Genomic DNA, 20661 nt, shown 5'->3' with positions numbered 1-20661 from the left:
CTATTCGCAGAGCGCGCGAATGTCCGCCGGAATCGGCACCGCACGGATGCCGCCGCCTTCGCGCTTCGCAGCAAAGATCCGTACCTCTTCACATTCGAGGATCAGGTCTTCGCCGCGCGCCACGCGGTAGGTCTGCACGAAGCTCTTGTCGCGCCACTCGGTGATGCGCACCGCGATCTCGAGCGTGTCGCCGTAGCTCGCGGCCTTCACGAAGCGCGTGTGCGTGTCGACCAGCGGCGTGCCGATCACGCCGATCGTTTTCGTGGTTTCTTCCCAGCGCGGCACGCCGCAGCCGGCGAAGAAATGCCGCGAGGCTGCATCGATCCAGCGAAAGAAGTTGGGAAACCAGACGATGCCGGCCGGGTCGCAGTCGCCGAATTCGACGTGTGCGGTGTAGACGATTTCCTTGTGTGTGCTCATCAGCCCATTCTCGTTGGCAGCCACAGCGCGATGACCGGGAACGCGATCAGGATCACCAGGCGCACGATGTCCGTCACGATGAACGGCAGCACGCCCTTGAAGATGGTGGTGAAGCTCACATCCTTCACCACGCTCTTGATGACGAAGACGTTCATCCCCACCGGTGGATGGATGAGCCCCAGCTCCACCGTCATCACGATGATCACGCCGAACCAGATGGGGTCAAAGCCCAGATGAACGATCACCGGAAAGATGATGGGCACCGTGAGGATGATCATCGCCATTGCGTCCATCAGGCAGCCGAGCACCAGGTACATCAGCATGATGAGCGCGAGCACGCCGTAGCGACCGATGCCCAGGCCCGTCAGAAATTCGGTGAGCTTCTGCGGGCTCTGCGTGATGGTGAGGAAGTAGCCGAACAGCAGCGCGCCGATCAGCACCGTGAACACCGCCGCCGCTGTGCGCGTGGCCGAGAGCAGCGCCTCGCGGATCTTCGGGCCGTCGAGCTTGCGCCTGACGAGCCCGAGGATGAACGCGCCGCTTGCGCCTACGCCGCCCGCCTCGGTCGGCGTGAAGAAGCCGCCGTAGAGCCCGCCGATCACGAACACGAACAGCACCAGCGGCGCCCACACATTGCGCAGGTCCTTGAAGCGCTCCGACCACGGTTTGATCTCGCCGCCGGGCAGCCAGTCGGGCCGGAGCTTCACGATGATCGCGATGGTCATCACGTACATCGCCATCGCCAGGATGCCCGGCACGATGCCCGCCATGAAGAGCTTGCCGATGTCCTGCTGCGTGAGAATGGCGTAGACCGCGAGCACGGTCGACGGCGGCAATATCGCGCCGAGCGTGCCGCCCGCCGCGATCACGCCGGTGGAGAACGACTGCGGGTAGTTGAAGCGCCGCATCTCCGGATACGCCACCGCCGAGAACGTGGCGGCCGTGGCCACCGACGAGCCGCAGATCGCGGCGAACCCGCCGCAGGCCACCACGGTGGCGACGCCCAGGCCGCCGCGCAGGTGGCCGATCATCGAATTGGCGGCCTTGAAGAGCTCGCGGCTCACGCCCGACACCGACACCAGCGCACCCATCAGCATGAACATCGGGATCACGCCGAAGGTGTAGTCGGTCACGGTGCGCATGGAGGTCTGGCCGACCAGCTTCAGCGCGGGCCCGGGACCCACGAGGTAGCTGTAGCCGACAACGCCGACAAGGCCCATCGCCATGCCCACCGGCACGCGCAACAGCATCAAGACGAAGAGGGCGACGAAGCCCAGGATGGCAACTGCATCGGGGCTCATTCGTCGGCCTTCTGTTCAGCGTGGATTTCTTCAAGCTGCTCGGGATGGAAGATCAGCCGGTACGTGCGGATCGCGATCAGCAGCACGGCGCACACGTCGCCCGCCCAGGCGACCGCGTAGAACGGCCAGGTCGGGATGTTCATGTCGAAGGTCAGCACGTTGTCCACGTAGGTGCCGCGCACCTTGTCGAACAGCATCGCGGTCTGCACCGCCACCACGAACAGGAGAACGAGCGTGGCGAACACGTCGATCACGCGCTTCATGCGCGGCCCCGCCGCCGTCCACACCAGGTCGACCGTGATGTGGCCGCCCCGGTAGCTGGTGGCCGCGATGCCCCAGAAGATCAGGATGCCCAGCAGCATGCGACCGAAGTCGTAGGCGTCGGGAATCGAGGTGTCGAAGAACTTGCGCAGCACCACGGCCACGAAGATGTTGAGCGCAACGATCCCCACGAAGATGGCGGCGAGCCATTCGATCGTGTTGATCGCGCGGTCCATGTAGCTGGCGGACCGGGCTGCCATCGCTCAGAGCGCCGACTTGTATTTCGTGAGGCTGCCTTTCAAGGCATCCATCACCGCCTTCGGGTCTTCGCCTGCCTTCTTCACGCTCTCGGCCCATTGCGCTTCAGACGGCGCGGCGGCCTTGCGCCATGCATCGAGCTGCTCCGGCGTGAGCTTGTAGACCTCGTGGCCCGATTGCGCCGCGATTTTCGCGCGCCCGCCGAATTCGAAGTCGGCCCACGGCCCCGCCACCTTCTGCGCCCATTCGCTGGTGCAGTGGTCGTCGATCACCTTCTTCTGGCCCGCGGACATCGCGTCGTACTTGCCCTTGTTCATCACCCAGACGAAGGGCGTGACATAGAGCGGCGCATCCATGTGGTACTTCACCACCTTGTCGATGCCGAAGAGGCCGATCGATCCCCATGGGAAGGTGATGGCATCGGCCACGCCGCGCTCGAGCATGTCGCGCGACTCGGGCGCCGAGGCCTGCACGTTGGTGCCGCCCAGCGAGGTGATCAGCTGGCCCACTGTGCTCGTGGCCGGGCGCACCTTCAGGCCTTTCACATCGGTCGGCAGCACGATCTTCTTGCGCGAATGGAAGGTGCCGGGGTCGTGCACGAACGCGAAGCAGTACTTCACGTCCTTCATCTCCTTGGCCGCGTAGTTGCGATACCAGGCGTCGATGGCGGCCGAGCCTTCCTTGCCGTTGGCGAACAGGAAGGGCAGCGACGCGCCCGCCATCACCGGGAAGCGGCCCGGCTGGTAGCCCGGGTTCACGTACGAGAAGTCGGCGATGCCGTCGCGCGCCATGTCGTAGTGGTCGAAGGCCTTGCCGAGCTGCTCCGACGGAAACAGGATCGCGGTGAGGGTGCCGTTCGATGCCTTCTTGATGTCGTCGGCCCAGGCTTGCAGGGCAGGGTTGAGCGGGTGCTGCGCGGGCACCCAGCTCGAGAGCTTGAGCTGCACGGGTTTGTCCTGCGCGAGGACCGGTGCACCAAGCGCTGTGCAAAAGCCTGCAACAGTGAGCGCGAGCGCCTGGGAGCGAAAGCGCGTGGCGGAAGGGGTCTGCATGTCTTGTCTCTCTTTCTGTGTTGTGAATCTTCTGGAGCGCCGATGCCGGCAACGAGGGAGCAGCCTGGGAATGCGACGGCGGTGTCAGTCGGCCGCGATCTTCCTTTCGCGAATCAGTGCGCCGAAGCGCTGCGAGTCGGCGGCGGCGCGCTGCTGGAAGTCCGCGGGCGAGCCAGGCACCGCCTCGCCGCCGAGCGACGCGATGCGCTCCTTCACCGCCGGCAGCGCGAGCGCGCGGTTGATCTGCGCATTGAGTTGCGCCACCACCTCCGGCGGCGTGCCGGCGGGTGCATAGAAGCCGAACATCGTGTCGGCATCGAAACCGCGCAGGCCCGCCTCGTCGAGCGTGGGCACGTCCGGGAAAAGCGGCGAGCGCCGCGGGCTGCCGACCGCGAGCAGCCGCAGCTTGCCCGCGCGCACCTGCTGCAGCGCGATGCCGGGATCGAAGGCGTAGTCGAGCTGGCCTGCGAGCAGGTCCTGCAGCGCGGGGGCCGCGCCGCGGTACGGCACGTGCAGCGCGAAGAGGCTGGCCTGGCTCTTGAACATTTCGCCCGCCAGGTGCGGCGAGCTGCCGTTGCCCGGCGAGCCGTACGACAGCTTGCCGGGGTTGGCCTTGACGTAAGTGATGAACTCCTGCACGTTCGCGGGCGGCAGCGAAGGCTTGGTCACCAGGAACACCAGCACGCGCGCGGCGGCAGCCACCGGCACGAGGTCCTTGGCCGGGTCGAAGCTCATGCGTGCGTAGAGGTGCGGGTTGACCGACACCATGCCGCCCGAGCTCATCAGCAGCGTGTAGCCGTCCGCCGGCGCGCGCGCCACTGCCTCGCCGCCGACATTGCCGTTGGCGCCCGCGCGGTTCTCGATCACCACCGGCTGCTTCAGCGCCTCCTGCAGCGGCTGCGAGATGGCACGCGCGATCTGGTCGGCCGCACCGCCGGGTGGGAAGTTGACGATGACCTTGATCGGCTTGGTGGGCCAGGCGTTGGGGCCCGTGTTGGCCTGCGCGTGCGCGAACGCCAACAGCGCCACGGCGGTGGTGGCGAGCGCCAGCTTGCGCCTGATGGGAAATGGATGGAGTGTCATGGCGGGTTGTCTCTGATGTCGTTATGAATTCGTTCGGCCGGAAGTTCACGCGGCCTTGGAAGGCGGCCGCTTCATCCAGCGAATCGGCTGCGCCTGCACCGGCCGTGGCGCGGCACCATGGCGCACCAGCGCTGCGTCGAGCGCCTTGCCGCCTTCGTCGGTCAGCGCCGCTTCGCGCGCCGCGGCAATCGCTTCCGCGCGAGCCGGCGCGGGCAGGGCCGGGTTCGCGGCGAGTGCGTCGATCACATGCAGCAGGTTGTGCTTGCCGCGTTCGTTGGTGCTGCCATAGCCTTTGATGAGCCGGCCGCACAGCGCGAGCTCGTGGCCCAGCGCCCAGGTCTCGCGCGTGCCGGTTTCAACGGCCGCGAGCCAGCGCTCGATGAGCGCCTGCTCTTCGGCGAAGCGGCTGCCACGGCGGCGCAGCCACTTCAGCGATGACAGGAGCCGCAGCGACGCCATGCCGAAGACCGAGTGGCTGCCCACCTTCAGCGGCAGTGCCCAGGGCTCCCGGCCGCGCGCCTGCCGGCCGCGGTCCCATGCGGTCACGCGACGCGACAGCGCGGGCGGCAGCAGCGCGGCGAACTCGGCGGCGCCGGGCTTGAAGTGGTCGTAGACCTTCACGATGTCTTCGTCGGTGGCGCGCACCTCCTGGCGCACACGCTGCGCACGGCTGGCGCGGCCCTTGAGCGCGGCCACGCGCACGATGTCGTCGAAGGCCATCCACAGCGCAAGCCAGCGCGCGGCTTCGCGGGTGACGGCGAAGCCCTGGGCGCCGGCCGGATCGGCGGCACGCTCGGCATCGAGCACCTTGCCCAGGCGCTCGGCATACAGCGTCGTATAGGCGGCGTCCTGGTAGTCGAGCACGCGCGCATGGCCGAGCGTGAGCATGTCGTGCACCGCAGGCGGAAAGCGGCATGCCAGTTCATCGGGCAGGGCGCGTGCCGGTGGCGGCGCATCGGCGGAATCGCCGGCCATCACGCTGTTCACGAAGGCGGCTTGCGTGCGCGGCGCGCTCACCGCGTCGAAGGCGGCCGCAAAGCCGCGCAGGCTGGCGGCGGCCATCTTGTCGAGCTTCTCGGGTGCGCTCGTGTCGCCGCCGCGCACCACGTGCTCATACGCTTCGCGCGGAAACGGGAACAGGCCGCTGCCTGCGATGGCGCCGAGCATCACCGCGCTGACCACGGTGCCGGTGTCGCGCGCGATCGCGTTCATGTCGAACACATGGTGCTCGCGGCTGAAGGCTTTGACCACATCGACGAAGCGCTGCGCATCGGCGCGTCCATCGCCGGGCTCCATGCGCTCCGCGGTGGTGAGGATGCGCGCCGACGAACTGATGACCAGCGTGCGCAGCGGTGCGCTCATGCCATTGCCGATCTGCCGCGCGGTTTCGAGCAGCTCCGAAGAAACGATCGCGTCGAGCGCACCCGGCACCGGACTCAGGCTGAACACCGGGCGCCTGCCGCCGAGCTGCGCGAGCGGCACGGGGAACACCTCGATGTAATACGTGGTGGCGCCGGTGCGCTGCGCGACGCCGGGGATCGAGGTGCTCTGCGCGGCGTAGCCGGCATGGCGGGCGATGTCCACCAGCCATTCGGTGAGCACGCCGCCGCCTTCGCCACCGAGGGCGCAGACGAGCAGGGTCGTGGGGCGGTTCTGTTCCATGGCGTGGCTCATGCGGATTGGAGGGCGCGCACCATGGCGCCGCGCAGGCCGTGCAGCAGGCGTTCGTGCCACTTCGGGTTCTGCACCACCTCGGCGCGATAGAAGCTCGGGCACAGCGTGGCCGCGTGCGCGTTCGCGCCGCACAGGCCGCAGCCCACGCAGCCGTCGATCACGGTGGCGACCGGGTCGACCTTCAGCGGATCAGGGTTGTCCTTGAGCGTGAGCGTGGGGCAGCCCGAGAGGCGGATGCAGGCGTGGTCGCCGTTGCACACGTCTTCATCGACGCCGTACTTCACGCGTACCACGCGCTCGCCTTTCTTGAGCAGACCGGCGATCCACGGCTTGATGCGCCGCTGCCGTTCCAGCTGGCACTCGCCCTCGGCGATCACCACCTTGAGGCCGTTGAAGTCGCTGGTGAGCGCCTCGGTCAGCGTCTTGCGCATGCGTTCCACGTCGTAGGTGGTCACGGTGCGCATCCACTTCACGCCCAGGCCCGTGAGCGTGGCCTCGATGGTCTGGTTCTTGTCGACCAGGCTCTGCTGCTTGTCGACCGCGCGCTCCTTCATCTCGTCGTCGGGCGTGGAGATGATGTCCTGCGTGCCAGTGGCCGAGGTGTAGCCGTTCTTGAAGATCAGCAGCACCGCATCGTCGTCGTTGAAGAGCGCGCTCTGCACGCCGGTGAGCAGGCCGTTGTGCCAGAAGCCGCCGTCGCCCATGATCGACAGCGTGCGGCGGTTCATCATCGGCGCCACGCCCGCGCGGCTCGCGAGGCTCATGCCGTAGCCGAGGATCGAGTGGCCCATGGAGAACGGCTCGAAGGTGCCGAAGGCGTGGCAGCCGATGTCGGCCGCGATGTGCACCGGCCCCGTCTCCTGCTGCGCAAGCTTGAGCGCGGAGAACACCGGGCGTTCGGGGCAGCCGATGCAGAAGCTCGGCGGGCGGTTGGGCAGCGGTGCCGTGAGCTGGCGCGCAACGGCCTCGCGGCGTTCGCGGTTGCCCGCGAGCCAGGCCTGTGCCGATGACAACGCCTCGCCGGCTTCGATGTATTTCGCAGCGAACGTGCCGATGCCGCCCGACAGCACCTCGACGCCGTACTCGCCGGCGGCGGGCAGCATGTCCTTGCCGTGCAGCGGTGTCTGGATGTCGCGCCGGCGCAGCAAGGTCGCGATGTCCTGCTCGATGTACTCGGGCTGGCCTTCTTCCACCACCAGCACCGCGCGCTTGCCCACGCAGAAGTCGGCGACCTGCTCGGGCACCAGCGGGTAGGTCACGTTGAGCACGAGGATCGGGATGTCCGTCTCGCCGAACGCATCGGCCAGGCCCTGTTGCTGCAGGCTGCGGATCAGCGCGTTGTAGAGCCCGCCCTGCACCACGATGCCGAGGTCCTCATGGCGATGGCCGGGTATCAGCTCGTTGAGGCCGTGTTCGACGATGTAGCGCCGCGCCGCCGGGATGCGTTGGTCGCCCTTGAGCTTCTCGTGGCGGAAGGTGACGGGCGGGTGCGCGAGGCGCATGTAGTCGAAGCCCGCGGGCTCGGTCATCAGCGCGCGCGTGGAGACCGCGGGCGCGATGTTGTCCTTGCACTCGAAGCTGCCGCGCACGTGGCAGGTGCGAATGCGCAACTCCATCAGGCAGGGCATGTTCGAGGTTTCGGAGAGGCGAAAGCCTTCTTCGACCATGCGCACCATCACGCCGAGGTCGGGCCGCGGATCGAGCAGGCACATGCTCGACTTGAGCGCGTAGGCGTGCGTGCGCTCCTGGATCACGCTGGCGCCTTCGCCGTAGTCCTCGCCTACGACGATCAACACGCCGCCGGTCACGCCCGGTGAGGAGAGGTTCGACAGTGCATCGGCTGCGACGTTGGTGCCGACGATGGACTTCCAGGTGACCGCACCGCGCAGCGGATAGTGGATGGAGGCGCCGAGCATCGCCGCGGCCGAGGCTTCGTTCGAACAGGCCTCGACGTGCACGCCGAGTTCGTCCATGTAGGTCTTGCCCTGGACCATCACGTCGAGCAGGTGCGAAACGGGCGCGCCCTGGTAGCCGCCCACGTAGGCCACGCCCGACTGCAGGAGGCCCTTGGTGATGGCGAGGATGCCCTCGCCGTGGAAGGTGTCGCCTGCGCCCAGGCGCAGCATTTCCACTTCCTTGCTGAATGAGACTTCCAAGAGATTCGGCTCCGATGTTGAGTGTTGGGGGGTATGACGGGTACGCGGCGCGCTGCGCTCCGCATCGCGCATCCGCAGATGTCGTACGGCGGTGTTACTTCGGTGGAGGCTTCGCGGGGGCGCTTGGAAAGCGCGCGACGTAGTAGGCGAGCGTGTCCAGGTCTTCAGGCGAAATGCGGCCCACCGCTTCGCCCATCGCCTGCGTGTAGCCCGGGCGCTTGCCGGTGCGGAAACCGTGCAGCGTGAGCTGCAGGTAGTCTTCATGCTGCTGACCGATGCGCGGCACCTGCTGGCCGCCGCTCAGGTCGGCGCCGTGGCAGATCACGCAGCGATGCTCTTGCGCCAGTGCCTGACCGCGCGTCATGCGCGCAGCGTCGGGTGGTGTAGCGGCCGGCGGTGCAGGCACCGCGGGCAGCGTGGCGATGTAGTCCGAGAAGCCGCGCAGGTCCGCATCGTTCATGGTCTTGGCCACTGCGGTCATCGCCGGGTTGTCGCGCCGGCCTTCGCGAAAGAGAAAGAGCTGCGTGATCGCATAGAACGAATGCTGGCCCGCGAGCACCGGCGTGCCCGCCATGTCGCTGCGGCCGTTCGCGCCGTGGCACGAGGCACACAGCGCCGCGTAGCGCTGGGCGTAGGTGCCCGGTACCGATTGCGCCGATGGCGTGCCTTGCGCCGCGGCCGACGAGAGCGCGATGACCATGCTGATTGCCGCGACCGCTTGCGCAAGAAGAAGGCTGACCTTCTTCATCGGCCGCCGTAGCTGATGCGGTAGATCGCTCCGGCGTGGTCGTCGCTCACGAGCATCGAGCCGTCCTTCAGCACGAGGAAGTCCACGGGCCTGCCGAGGTAGGTGTTGTTCTCGACGAAGCCCGTCATGAAGGGTTCGACCTTCGCACCGCCCTTGCCGTCGGGCCATGCGACTGCGATGTCGGCGTACTTGGTGGTGCGGTTCCACGGGCCATGGCGCGCGATGAACATCGCGCCACGGTACTTGGCCGGGAAGCTCTTGCCGTTGTAGAACGTGAGGCCCAGCGCGGCGGCGTGCGGGCCGAGCAGGGCCGCGGGCTTCTGGTAGTCGTTGCAGTTCTTGCCCCAGCCGAATTCCGAATCGAGGAGGTTGCCCTGGTGGCAGTACGGGTAGCCGAAGTGCTGGTCGGGCTTGGTCACCACGTTGAGCTCGTCGTTGGGCAGGTCTTCGCTGAGCCAGTCGCGGCCGTTGTCGGTGAACCAGAGGTTGCCGGTCTTCGGATCGAAGTCGAAGCCCACCGTGTTGCGCACGCCGCGCGCCACCGTCTCGATGCCGCTGCCGTCGGGGTTCATGCGGAAGATGCGGGCATGCGCGTCGTCGGGCTCGCACAGGTTGCAGGGCGCGCCGACCGCGTAGTAGAGCTTGTCCTTGTGCATGCGCAGGTATCGCCAGCTGTGGTCCTGGCCGCCGGGCAGCTTGTCGTTGAGCACCACGGGCGTGCCGGGGTTGTCCAGCTTGTCCTCGATGCCGTCGTAGCGCACGATCTGCTTGTGGGTCGCGAGGAAGAGCGCGCCCTTGTAGAACTCGATGCCGGTGGCGAACTCGGTCTTGTCGATGATGGTCTTGGGCTTGCGGTCGCCCTTCTCTGCGATCGCATAGACCTTGTTGCCCACGAAGAGCGTGCTCACGAAGACGGTGCCCTTGGCGCCTTGACGCAGTTCGCGCGCATCGAGCACGCCCGAGGCCCAGGTCTCCACCTTGAAGCCCGGCGGGAGCTTGAACTTCGCGGTGGGCAGCTGGTCGGGCGCGGTGGGAATCGGGAAGGAAGGCACGGGTGCCAGGCGCGTGGCGGCTTCGTTCTTGGGGCGGCCCTTGGCCCACCCCGGTTCCTCGGCCGGGGGCTGCTGGGCCCATGCGGCGGTGGCTGTGAAGAGCAGGGCGGCGAGTACCGCGTGCGAACGGCGTAGGGCCATGTCGTGTCTCCTTCTTGTCGTGGGGTGTTCGAACAGGTCGACCTGGAGGCCGACTGAATACCGCTCGCCAGTGTGCGTGCCATGGGGTCTGCGTTCAATAAAATAATCAAGCTAAGCAATATGAATGGCATGCATATCGACTCCGTCGACCTCAACCTGCTGCGTCTGTTCGATGCGGTCTACCGCGAGCGCAGCGTGAGCCGCGCCGCGGAGTCGCTGAGCCTCACGCAGCCCGCGGCGAGCCATGGGCTGGGGCGGCTTCGGCTGTTGCTGAAGGACGCGCTCTTCACGCGCGCCCCCGGCGGCGTGGCGCCGACGCCGCGCGCCGACCGGCTCGCGGTCGCGGTGCAGGCAGCGCTCGGCACGATCGAAGCGGCGCTGCACGAGCCCGACCGCTTCGAGCCGCAGGTGTCGCGCAAGAGCTTTCGTATTCACATGAGCGACATCGGCGAGGGGCGCTTCCTGCCCGCGCTGATGGCCCGGCTGGGCGAGCTGGCGCCCGGTGTGCGGCTGGAGACCCTGCCGCTGCAGCCGGCGGAGGTTGCGCCCGCGCTCGACAGCGGCCGCATCGATTTCGCCTTCGGCTTCCTGTCGAGCGTGCGCGACACGCAGCGCATCCATCTCCTGAAAGACCGCTACATCGTGCTGCTGCGCAAGGGCCATCCCTTCGTGAAGCGCAGGCGCAAGGGGCAGGCGCTGCTCGAGGCGCTGCAGGAGCTCGACTACGTGGCGGTGCGCACGCACGCCGACACGCTGCGCATCCTGCAACTGCTGAACCTCGAAGACCGCCTGCGGCTCACGACCGAGCACTTCATGGTGCTGCCGGCCATCGTGCGCGCTACCGACCTCGCGGTGGTGATGCCGCGCAACATCGCGCGCGGCTTTGCGGAAGAGGGCGGCTACGCGATCGTCGAGCCGCCGTTTCCGCTGCGCGACTTCAGCGTGTCGCTGCACTGGAGCAAACGCTTCGAGGGCGACCCGGCCAATCGCTGGCTGCGGCAGGTGATCACGGCGCTGTTCTCCGAGCGCGCCTGAAGCGCCTGAAGCGACGCCGCTCGATAACCAAAGTACGCGCCGCGTGGTGCGTGGGCGTGGCACTCCGCGGGTAGCACACCAAGGGATTCCCCTACAGCCATCTCGCCCAGTTGCTGCATCGCAACATTCCTTTTGGGTGTTTGGCGCGCGAAATACGAGGAAAGACTTCGATTCTGAAAACCACGATTCAGATCGCAACGCGTGGAAGAAATCTTTCGGGCTCAAAAGCGTTTACGAAATGTTTTTCCCCAAAAACCGTCACCGAAATTGTTGCAACCACTTGTACAGTGGATTGGCAATGTGAACGGATTGTTACCGCGGAGCACCGGCATTTCTCCTTGAGCGGCCGGTGCACGACGCGTCGATTTCGCGCACATGCATCGTTGCCAATTTCACTCAAGACCTGGAGAAGTGCATGAGTACCGTCGATCAGCTGGGCCGCACGGCCCCCCTCACCTCGGGGCAGATGGCGATGTGGCTCGGCGCAAAGTTCGCGTCGCCCGACACCAATTTCAATCTCGCCGAAGCCATCGACATCGCCGGCGAGATCGACCCCGACATCTTCATCGCCGGCATGCGCCAGGTGGCCGATGAAACCGAAGCCACCCGCCTGAGCTTCGTCGATACCCCGCAGGGGCCGCGACAAGTCGTCGTGCCGGTTTTCGCCGGCGAGATCCCCTACCTCGACCTCAGCGGCGAGAGCGATCCGCAGGCCGAGGCCGAGCGCTGGATGCAGGCCGACTACACCCGCAACATCGACCTCGCGCACGGGCAGTTGTGGCTGTCTGCGTTGATCCGCCTCTCGCCCGATCGCCACATCTGGTACCACCGCAGCCACCACATCGTGCTCGACGGTTTCGGCGGCGGCCTCATCGCACGCCGCTTCGCCGACATCTACACCGCGATGGTCGACAACAACGCAGCGGTGCCCGAGGAGTCGCGCCTCGCACCGATCTCGCAGCTGGCCGAAGAAGAACATGCCTACCGCGAGTCCGGCCGCTTCCCGCGCGACCGCCAGTACTGGGCCGAGCGCTTCGCCGACGCACCCGATCCGCTGAGCCTTGCCTCGCGCCGCTCGGTCAACGTCGGTGGCCTCTTGCGCCAGACGGTGCACCTGCCCGCGGCCAGCGTGCAGGCCCTGCAAACCATTGCGCAGGAACTGGGCACCACGCTGCCGCAGATATTGATCGCCACCACGGCCGCCTACCTGTACCGCGCGACCGGCATCGAGGACATGGCGATCGGCATCCCCGTCACCGCGCGCCACAACGACCGCATGCGCCGCGTGCCGGCGATGGTGGCCAACGCGCTGCCGCTGCGCCTTGCGATGCGTGCGGACCTGCCGATTCCGGAACTGATCCGCGAGGTCGGCCGGCAGATGCGGCAGATCCTGCGGCACCAGTCGTACCGCTACGAGCACCTGCGCAGCGACCTCAACATGCTGGTGAACAACCGGCAGCTCTTCACCACCGTGGTCAACGTCGAGCCCTTCGACTACGACTTCCGCTTTGCGGGCCATGCTGCCAAGCCGCGCAACCTTTCGAACGGCACTGCCGAAGACCTCGGCATCTTCCTGTACGAGCGCGGCAACGGGCAGGACCTGCAGATCGACTTCGACGCCAACCCCGCGGTGCACACCGCACAGGAACTGGCCGACCACCAGCGCCGCCTGCTGGCCTTCATCGACGCCGTGATCCGGCTGCCGTTGCAGGCTGTCGGCCAGATCGATCTGCTCGGCGCCGACGAGCGCAAGCAATTGCTGGTCGAGTGGAACGACACGGCCCACGCGGTGCCCGACACGCATCTCACCGCACTCATCGAGGCGCAGCTTGCCGCAAACCCGCAAGCCATCGCGTTGCGCTTCGACGGTGAGGCGATGAGCAATGAAGAACTGAACCGCCGCGCCAACCGTCTCGCGCACCTGCTGCGCGCACGCGGCGCAGGCCCCGAGCGCACCGTGGCGCTCGCGATTCCGCGTTCGATGGATTTGGTGATCGCCTTGCTCGCCACGCTGAAGACCGGCGCGGCGTACCTGCCGGTCGATCCGGATTTCCCCCAGGACCGCATCGCCTTCATGCTCAGTGACGCGCAACCGGTGTGCCTCGTCACGACCGAAGCCCTTGCAGAGTCGCTGCCGGCAGCCGCCCCCGCATTGCTGATCGATGGAGCGCAAACGATTGCGGATCTGGCGAGTTGCGACGACGCCAACCCCGGCATCGCGATCGACCCTTCGCATCCGGCCTATGTGATCTACACCTCGGGCTCGACCGGCATGCCCAAGGGCGCGGTCGTGTCGCACCGCGCCATCGTCAACCGCCTGCGCTGGATGCAGGACCGCTACGGCCTCCAGGCCGACGACCGCGTGCTGCAGAAGACGCCGTCGAGCTTCGACGTGTCGGTGTGGGAATTCTTCTGGCCGCTGATCGACGGCGCCACGCTGGTGCTCGCGAAGCCGGGCGGCCACAAGGATGCGGCGTACCTTGCCGGCCTCATCGCCGACGAAGGCATCACGACGATCCACTTCGTGCCATCGATGCTCGAAGTCTTCCTGCTCGAACCCACGGCCGCCGCGTGCACCACGCTGCGGCGCGTGATCTGCAGCGGCGAGGCGCTGTCGCCCGCGCTGCAATCGCAGTTCCAGCAGCGACTCTCGTGCGAGTTGCACAACCTCTACGGTCCGACCGAGGCTGCGGTCGATGTCACCTCGTGGGAGTGCGAGCGCACGGACGACGCGGAAGCCACGAGCGTCCCCATCGGTCGCCCGATCTGGAACACGCAGATGCATGTGCTCGACAGCGGCATGCAGCCCGTGCCGGCGGGCGTGACCGGCGAGCTCTACATCGCGGGTGTCGGCCTCGCGCGCGGCTATCTCAAGCGCCCGCTGCTGAGCGCCGAGCGTTTCATCGCCAACCCCTACGGCGCACCCGGCAGCCGCATGTACCGCACCGGCGACCTCGCGCGCTGGCGCAAGGACGGCAGTCTCGACTTCCTCGGCCGCGCCGACCAGCAGGTGAAGATCCGGGGCCTGCGCATCGAGCCGGGCGAGATCGAATCGGCGCTGCTGCAGCATCCGCAGGTCGCGCAGGCCGCAGTGGTGGCGCGCGAAGACGTGCCGGGCGAGAAGCGCCTCGTGGCCTATGTTGTCGCAGCCGATGCCACCGATCCGCAAGCGGCCGAGCTGCGCACGCACCTCGCGCAATCGCTGCCCGAGTACATGGTTCCGTCGGCCTTCGTGAGCCTCCCGTCGCTGCCGCTCGGTCCGAGCGGCAAGCTCGACCGCAAGGCACTGCCGCCGCCCGAAGTGCAGGCCGCCACGCCCTACGCCGCACCGCGCACGCCGACCGAAAAGATCCTGGCCGGTCTCTGGGCCGAGACGCTGCACCTGCCGCGCGTCGGCGTGAACGACAACTTCTTCGAACTCGGCGGTCACTCGCTGATGATCGTGCAGCTGATGTCGATGATCCGACAGCAATTCATGATCGACCTGCCGGTCGACACGTTGTTCCAGGTCTCCACCATCGCCGGCCTCGCCGAGCTGCTCGACCAGGAATCGGTCGCGCGCCCGAGCCTTACGCCGATGCCGCGCCCCGCGCGCATTCCGCTGTCCTTCGCGCAGCGCCGCCTGTGGCTGATGAACCAGCTCGAAGGCGCGAATCCGGCCTACAACATGCCGCTCGCGTTGCGCCTCTCCGGCACGCTCGATCGCACCGCGCTGCATGCGGCGCTCGGCGACCTGGTGCAGCGCCATGAAAGCCTGCGCACGGTCTACCCGAACGAAGACGGGCTGCCGTACCAGCACATCCTCGACGGCGCGGATGCGCGTCCAGCGGTGATCGAGGCCGACAGCAGCGAAGAAGAAATCGCTGCGCAGCTCCACGCCGCGGCGGGCCACGCCTTCGACCTCGGCAGCGCGGCGCCGCTGCGCGTCTACCTGTTCAAGCTCGTGGCCGACGAGCATGTGCTGCTGCTGCTCACGCATCACATCGCGGGCGACGGCTCTTCGCTGCTGCCGCTGGCGCGCGACCTCAGCGTCGCCTACGCCGCACGCTGCGAAGGCAAGGCGCCGGGCTGGGAGCCGCTGCCGCTGCAATACGCCGACTACGCGCTGTGGCAGCAGGAGCTGCTGGGCAGCGAAGACGATGCCGACAGCATGGCCGGCCGCCAGCGCGAGTTCTGGCGTTCCTCGTTGAGCGAACTGCCCGAGCAACTGGCCTTGCCCGTCGACCATGCGCGCCCGCTCGTGCCCACCTACCGCGGCGACGTGGTGCCGCTGCAGATTCCGTCGCATGTGCACGAACGCATCCTGCAACTGGCGCGTGACGGGCAGGCCAGCGTCTTCATGGTGCTGCAGGCCGCGCTCGCGGGTCTCCTGAGCCGGCTCGGCGCGGGCGACGACATCGTCATCGGCAGCCCGGTCGCCGGCCGCAGCGACCACGCACTGGACGAACTCATCGGCTGCTTCGTCAACACGCTGGTGCTGCGCACCGACACCTCGGGCCAGCCGAGCCTGCGCGAGCTGGTCTCGCGCGTGCGCGCCACCAACCTCGCGGCGTATGCGAACCAGGAGTTCCCGTACGACCGCCTCGTGGAGCTGCTGCGCCCGGGCCGCTCGCGCGCCAACCTGCCGCTGTTCCAGGTCATGCTGGGCTTCCAGAGCACGAGCCGGCTGTCGTTCAGCCTGCCGGGCCTGTCGATCACGCCGCAGCCGGTGGCCATCGACACCGCGAAGTTCGATCTCTCGTTCATCCTCGGCGAGCAGCGCGGCGCCGATGGGCTGCCGGGCGGCATCTCCGGCGGCATCCAGTACAGCACCGACCTGTTCGAGCGCAGCACCATCGAAGCCATGGGCGCGCGGCTGGTGCGTTTGCTCGAAGAGGCCTGCGATGCGCCCGACGACGCGGTGAGCGGTATCGCCATCCTGAGCGCCGAAGAAACCGACCGCCTGCTGTCCGACTGGAGCGGTCGCACGCGCGATCTCGCGCCGCTCTCGTTCGCCGCCATGGTGGCCGCGCACGCCGCCGAGCGCCCGCAGGCGGACGCGGTGGTGCTGGACGACGCGACCATCAGCTATGCCGAACTCGACGCACGTGCCAACCGGCTCTCGCACCTGCTGCGCGCGCAGGGCATCGCGGCCGGCGCCATCGTCGCGACGGTGCTGCCGCGTTCGCTCGACCTCATCGTGGCGCACCTGGCCATCGTGAAGGCCGGCGCGGCCTACCTGCCCATCGACCCCAATCACATGGCCGCGCGCAGCGCCTTCGTGTTCGAGGAGGCCGCGCCCGCCGCCGTGCTGACGCACGATGCGCTGCTGCCCGAACTGGCCGGCGTTCCCCGCTGCATCGCGCTGGACAGCGACAGCATGGTCGCTGCGCTCGCCATCCAGTCGGACAAGCCGCTCGCGCAAACGGCCGCGCCCGGCGATGCCGCCTACATCATCTACACCTCCGGCTCCACCGGTGTGCCCAAAGGCGTGGTGGTGCCGCATGCGGGCCTGAGCAGCCTTGGCACCGCGATGGCGGAGCGGCTCGTCATCGGCCACGACTCGCGCGTGCTGCAGTTCTCGTCCAGCGGTTTCGACGCCTCCGTGATGGACCAGCTGATGGCCTTCCGCGCCGGCGCCGCGCTGGTGGTGCCGGGGCCGGAGCAACTGCTCGGCACGGAGCTGGCCGACCTGCTCGAGAAGCAGGCCGTGAGCCACGCGCTGATTCCGCCCGCCGCACTCGCGACCTTGCCGCATGGCGAGTTCCCGCAACTGCAGACACTGGTGGTCGGCGGCGATGCCTGCTCCGCCGCGCTGGCGGCGAAGTGGTCGCAGGGCCGTCGCATGATCAATGCCTACGGCCCGACCGAGATCACCATCTGCGCGAGCATGAGCGCGCCGATGACGGCCGAGGAGCTGCCCTCCATCGGCCAGCCGATCTGGAACACGCGGATGTACGTGCTCGACAGTGCCCTGCAACCGGTGCCACCGGGTGTCGCGGGCGAGCTCTATATCGCCGGCAGCGGCGTGGCGCGCGGTTACCTCAACCGCCCTGCGTTGAGCGCGGAACGCTTCATCGCCGACCCGCACGGCGCACCCGGCAGCCGCATGTACCGCAGCGGCGACCTCGCACGCTGGCGCGCCGACGGCACGCTCGATTTCCTCGGCCGCGCCGACCAGCAGGTGAAGATCCGCGGCTTCCGCATCGAGCCGGGCGAGATCGAATCGGTGCTGCTCAAGCACCCGCTGATCACGCAGGCCGCAGTCATCGCCCGCGAGGACACGCCCGGCGAGAAGCGCCTTGTCGCCTACTTCGTCGCCGGCTCCGAACCGCAGCCGACCGAGTTGCGCGCCCACATGGCGCAGGGCTTGCCCGACTACATGGTGCCCTCGGCCTTCGTGCGCCTGCCGTCGCTGCCGCTCACGCAGAGCGGCAAGCTCGACAAAAAGGCGTTGCCGCTGCCTGACCAGCAGCCGGTCGCACTGTATGTGGAGCCCCGCACACCGACCGAGAAGCTGCTCGCGGACCTGTGGTCCGAGACGCTGCACCTGGAGCGCGTCGGCATCCACGACAACTTCTTCGAGATCGGCGGGCATTCGCTCATGGCCATCCAACTGGGCATGCGCATCCGCCAGCAGGTGCGCGCGGACTTCCCGCACGCCGAGGTCTACAACCGCCCGACCATCGCCGACCTGGCCGCGTGGCTCGACAACGAAGGCGGCACGACGGAAGCGCTGGACCTGTCGCGCGAACTCGATCTGCCCGCGCACATCCGCCCACAGGCCAACCCACCGAAGCTCGCACTGCGCCGCGTGTTCCTCACCGGTGCCAGCGGCTTCGTCGGCAGCCACCTGCTTGCAGCGTTGCTGCGCGACACCGCAGCCTGCGTGGTCTGCCATGTGCGTGCGCCCGACGAGCAGGCCGGCGAGGAGCGCCTGAAGCGCACGCTGGCCCAGCGCCAACTCGGCGCGATCTGGGACGACGCGCGCATCAAGGTCGTGACCGGCGACCTCGGCAAGCCGCGCCTGGGCCTGGATGACGCGGCCGTGCAACTGGTGCGCGATGGCTGCGACGCCATCTACCACTGCGCCGCGCAGGTCGACTTCCTGCATCCCTACGCGAGCCTGAAGCCCGCGAACGTCGACAGCGTGGTCACGCTGCTCGAATGGACGTCGCAGGGCCGCGCGAAGAGCATGCACTACGTCTCCACGCTCGCGGTGATCGACCAGAACAACAAGGAAGACACCATCACCGAGCAATCGGCGCTGGCCTCGTGGAGCGGGCTGGTCGACGGCTACAGCCAGAGCAAGTGGGTCGGCGATGCGCTGGCCCGCGAGGCGCAGGCGCGCGGCATGCCGGTCGCGATCTACCGGCTCGGGGCCGTCACCGGCGATCACACGCACGCGATCTGCAATGCCGACGACCTGATCTGGCGCGTGGCGCATCTCTATGCCGACCTGGAAGCGATTCCCGACATGGACCTGCCGCTGAACCTCACGCCGGTGGACGACGTGGCGCGCGCCATCCTCGGCCTTGCGGCGCAGGAGGCCTCGTGGGGCCAGGTGTTCCACCTGATGAGCCAGGCGGCGCTGCGGGTGCGCGACATTCCGCACGTCTTCGAGCGCATGGGCATGCGCCTCGAGCCAGTCGGCCTGGAGCCCTGGCTGCAGCGCGCACATGCGCGGCTGGCCGTCGCGCAGGACCGCGACCTGGCCGCCGTGCTCGCCATCCTCGACCGCTACGACACCACGGCCACGCCGCCGCAGGTGAGCGGGGCGGCCACGCATGCGCAGCTCGAAGCCATCGGTGCGCCGATCCGGCCGGTGGACCGCGACCTGCTGCAGCGCTACTTCGTCGACCTGGGCATCGATACCAAGGCGCGCCGCGCTTTGGAAACCACCACCTCTTGAAGCAAAGGAGCAACCCCATGGCACGCTATCTCATCGCCGCAACCGCCTTGCCGGGACACGTCCTGCCGATGCTGGCCATCGCGCAGCATCTGGTGAACCAGGGGCAAGAGGTGCGGGTCCACACCGCGAGCCAGTTCAGGGCGCAGGCCGAGGCGACCGGCGCGAGCTTCACGCCCTTCGAGCGCGCGATCGACTTCGACTACCGCGACCTCGACAAGCGCTTTCCCGAGCGCCAGCGCATCGCCTCGGCGCATGCGCAGATGTGCTTCGGCCTGAAGCACTTCTTTGCCGACGCCATGGCCGCGCAGCACGCGGGCCTCTGTTCGATCCTCGAAGACTTCGAGGCCGACGCCATCCTGGTCGACACGATGTTCTGCGGCACCTTCCCGCTGCTCTTGGGCAAGGCGCGCGAAGACCGTCCGGCCATCGTCGGCATCGGCATCTCGGCGCTGCCGCTCTCCAGCTGCGACACCGCCTTCTTCGGCACCGCGTTGCCCCCTTCGGCCACGCCGGAAGGGCGGGTGCGCAACAAGGCGATGAACGCCAACCTCAAGCAGGCGATGTTCGGCGAGGTGCAGCGCTACTTCGACACGCTGCTCGCGCGCTCGGGCCTGCCCGCGCTGCCGGACTTCTTCGTCGATGCGATGGTGAAGCTGCCCGACCTCTACCTGCAGCTCACGGCGCCTTCGTTCGAATACCCGCGCAGCGACTTGCCGGCCTCGGTGCACTTCGTCGGCCCGCTGCTCTCGCCCGCGAGCCGCGACTTCACGCCGCCCGAGTGGTGGCACGAGCTCGACGACGGCCGCTCGGTCGTGCTGGTCACGCAGGGCACGCTGGCCAACCAGAACCCGTCGCAACTGATCGGCCCGACGCTGCAGGCGCTGGCCGGCGACAAGAGCATCCTCGTCATCGCCACCACGGGCGGCCCGGTGCCGCCGGCCCTTGCGGCGAACCTGCCCGCCAACGCGCGCGTGCTGCCCTTTCTGCCCTACGACCGGCTGCTGCCCAAGCTGCACGCGATGGTCACCAACGGCGGCTACGGCTCGGTCAACCATGCGCTGAGCCTCGGTGTGCCGCTGGTGGTGGCCGGCACCTCCGAAGAAAAGCCCGAGATCGCCGCGCGCGTGGCCTGGTCGGGCGCGGGCGTCAACCTCGCCACCGGCCAGCCGACCGCGCGCCAGGTCGGCGATGCGGTGCGCAAGGTGCTGGGCAACTCCAGCTACCGCCAGCGCGCGGCGGTGCTGCGCGAGGACTTCGCATGCCATCGCGCGCTGACCGGCATCGCGGACGCCCTCGAGGCATTGCTGCAAACCGCCGCACCCGCGGAAATGGCTTGAACCTGAACCCCATACGACAAGGAAATCTCAGATGAGCAACCCGTTCGACGACAAGAACGCCAGCTTCCAGGTGCTGGTGAACGACGAGGGCCAGCATTCGCTGTGGCCCGCCTTCATCGCCGTGCCCGCCGGCTGGCAGGTGGCGCTGGCGCCGACCGACCGCGACGCCTGCAGCGCCTACATCGAGGCGAACTGGCAGGACATGCGGCCGCGCTCGCTGGTGAACGCCACTGCTGCCAGCTGACGCCGAGG

At 67.9% G+C, this 20661-nt stretch carries 13 protein-coding genes; 4 read left to right on the top strand and 9 right to left on the bottom strand.

Features of this window, described 5'->3' with window-relative positions; translation table 11 throughout:
- The 9 genes from NU688_RS14330 to NU688_RS14290 form a co-directional block, all read right to left on the bottom strand.
- Positions 1-420, bottom strand: coding sequence for a thioesterase family protein (locus NU688_RS14330; RefSeq protein ID WP_257861337.1), 420 nt, complete (start codon positions 418-420; stop codon positions 1-3).
- Positions 420-1721, bottom strand: a complete 1302-nt coding sequence (locus NU688_RS14325) for a TRAP transporter large permease (protein WP_257861336.1) — start codon at positions 1719-1721, stop codon at positions 420-422. The genes NU688_RS14330 and NU688_RS14325 overlap by 1 nt, the downstream gene beginning before the upstream one ends.
- The gene (locus tag NU688_RS14320; protein WP_257861335.1) at positions 1718-2242 is read right to left on the bottom strand and encodes a TRAP transporter small permease; all 525 of its coding nucleotides are present in this window, start codon (positions 2240-2242) and stop codon (positions 1718-1720) included. Before NU688_RS14320 ends, NU688_RS14325 begins: the two co-directional genes overlap by 4 nt.
- 3 nt (positions 2243-2245) lie before the next feature.
- The gene (locus tag NU688_RS14315; protein WP_257861333.1) at positions 2246-3292 is read right to left on the bottom strand and encodes a TRAP transporter substrate-binding protein; all 1047 of its coding nucleotides are present in this window, start codon (positions 3290-3292) and stop codon (positions 2246-2248) included.
- A gap of 84 nt (positions 3293-3376) precedes the next feature.
- Positions 3377-4375, bottom strand: coding sequence for a tripartite tricarboxylate transporter substrate binding protein (locus NU688_RS14310; protein ID WP_257861332.1), 999 nt, complete (start codon positions 4373-4375; stop codon positions 3377-3379).
- Positions 4376-4420: 45 nt separating this feature from the next.
- The gene (locus NU688_RS14305) at positions 4421-6037 is read right to left on the bottom strand and encodes an indolepyruvate oxidoreductase subunit beta family protein (protein ID WP_257861331.1); all 1617 of its coding nucleotides are present in this window, start codon (positions 6035-6037) and stop codon (positions 4421-4423) included.
- 8 nt (positions 6038-6045) lie between these two features.
- A complete protein-coding gene (locus tag NU688_RS14300) occupies positions 6046-8205 on the bottom strand; it encodes an indolepyruvate ferredoxin oxidoreductase subunit alpha (protein WP_257861330.1) in 2160 nt (719 codons plus the stop codon).
- A gap of 94 nt (positions 8206-8299) precedes the next feature.
- On the bottom strand, positions 8300-8953 hold the full coding sequence (locus NU688_RS14295) for a c-type cytochrome (protein WP_257861329.1): 654 nt from the start codon (positions 8951-8953) through the stop codon (positions 8300-8302).
- Complete coding sequence (locus NU688_RS14290; RefSeq protein ID WP_257861328.1) at positions 8950-10146, bottom strand: sorbosone dehydrogenase family protein; 1197 nt, start codon at positions 10144-10146, stop codon at positions 8950-8952. The genes NU688_RS14295 and NU688_RS14290 overlap by 4 nt, the downstream gene beginning before the upstream one ends.
- A gap of 120 nt (positions 10147-10266) precedes the next feature.
- Between NU688_RS14290 and NU688_RS14285 the strand changes: the two genes are divergently transcribed.
- The 4 genes from NU688_RS14285 (at position 10267) to NU688_RS14270 (ending at position 20653) form a co-directional block, all read left to right on the top strand.
- Complete coding sequence (locus NU688_RS14285; RefSeq protein ID WP_257861327.1) at positions 10267-11181, top strand: LysR family transcriptional regulator; 915 nt, start codon at positions 10267-10269, stop codon at positions 11179-11181.
- 415 nt (positions 11182-11596) lie between these two features.
- A complete protein-coding gene (locus tag NU688_RS14280) occupies positions 11597-19072 on the top strand; it encodes a non-ribosomal peptide synthetase (RefSeq protein WP_257861326.1) in 7476 nt (2491 codons plus the stop codon).
- A gap of 17 nt (positions 19073-19089) precedes the next feature.
- Complete coding sequence (locus NU688_RS14275; protein ID WP_257861325.1) at positions 19090-20409, top strand: glycosyltransferase; 1320 nt, start codon at positions 19090-19092, stop codon at positions 20407-20409.
- Between the two features lie 31 nt (positions 20410-20440).
- Positions 20441-20653: an MbtH family protein gene (locus NU688_RS14270; protein ID WP_257861324.1), complete on the top strand. Its 213-nt coding sequence runs from the start codon at positions 20441-20443 to the stop codon at positions 20651-20653.
- The last annotated feature ends 8 nt before the right edge of the window (positions 20654-20661 follow it).

The organism is Variovorax sp. ZS18.2.2 (genome assembly GCF_024701975.1).
GTDB lineage: Bacteria > Pseudomonadota > Gammaproteobacteria > Burkholderiales > Burkholderiaceae_C > Variovorax.
The sequence above is the reverse complement of the archived record's forward strand: the minus strand, read 5'-3'. Positions and strand labels throughout refer to the sequence as shown.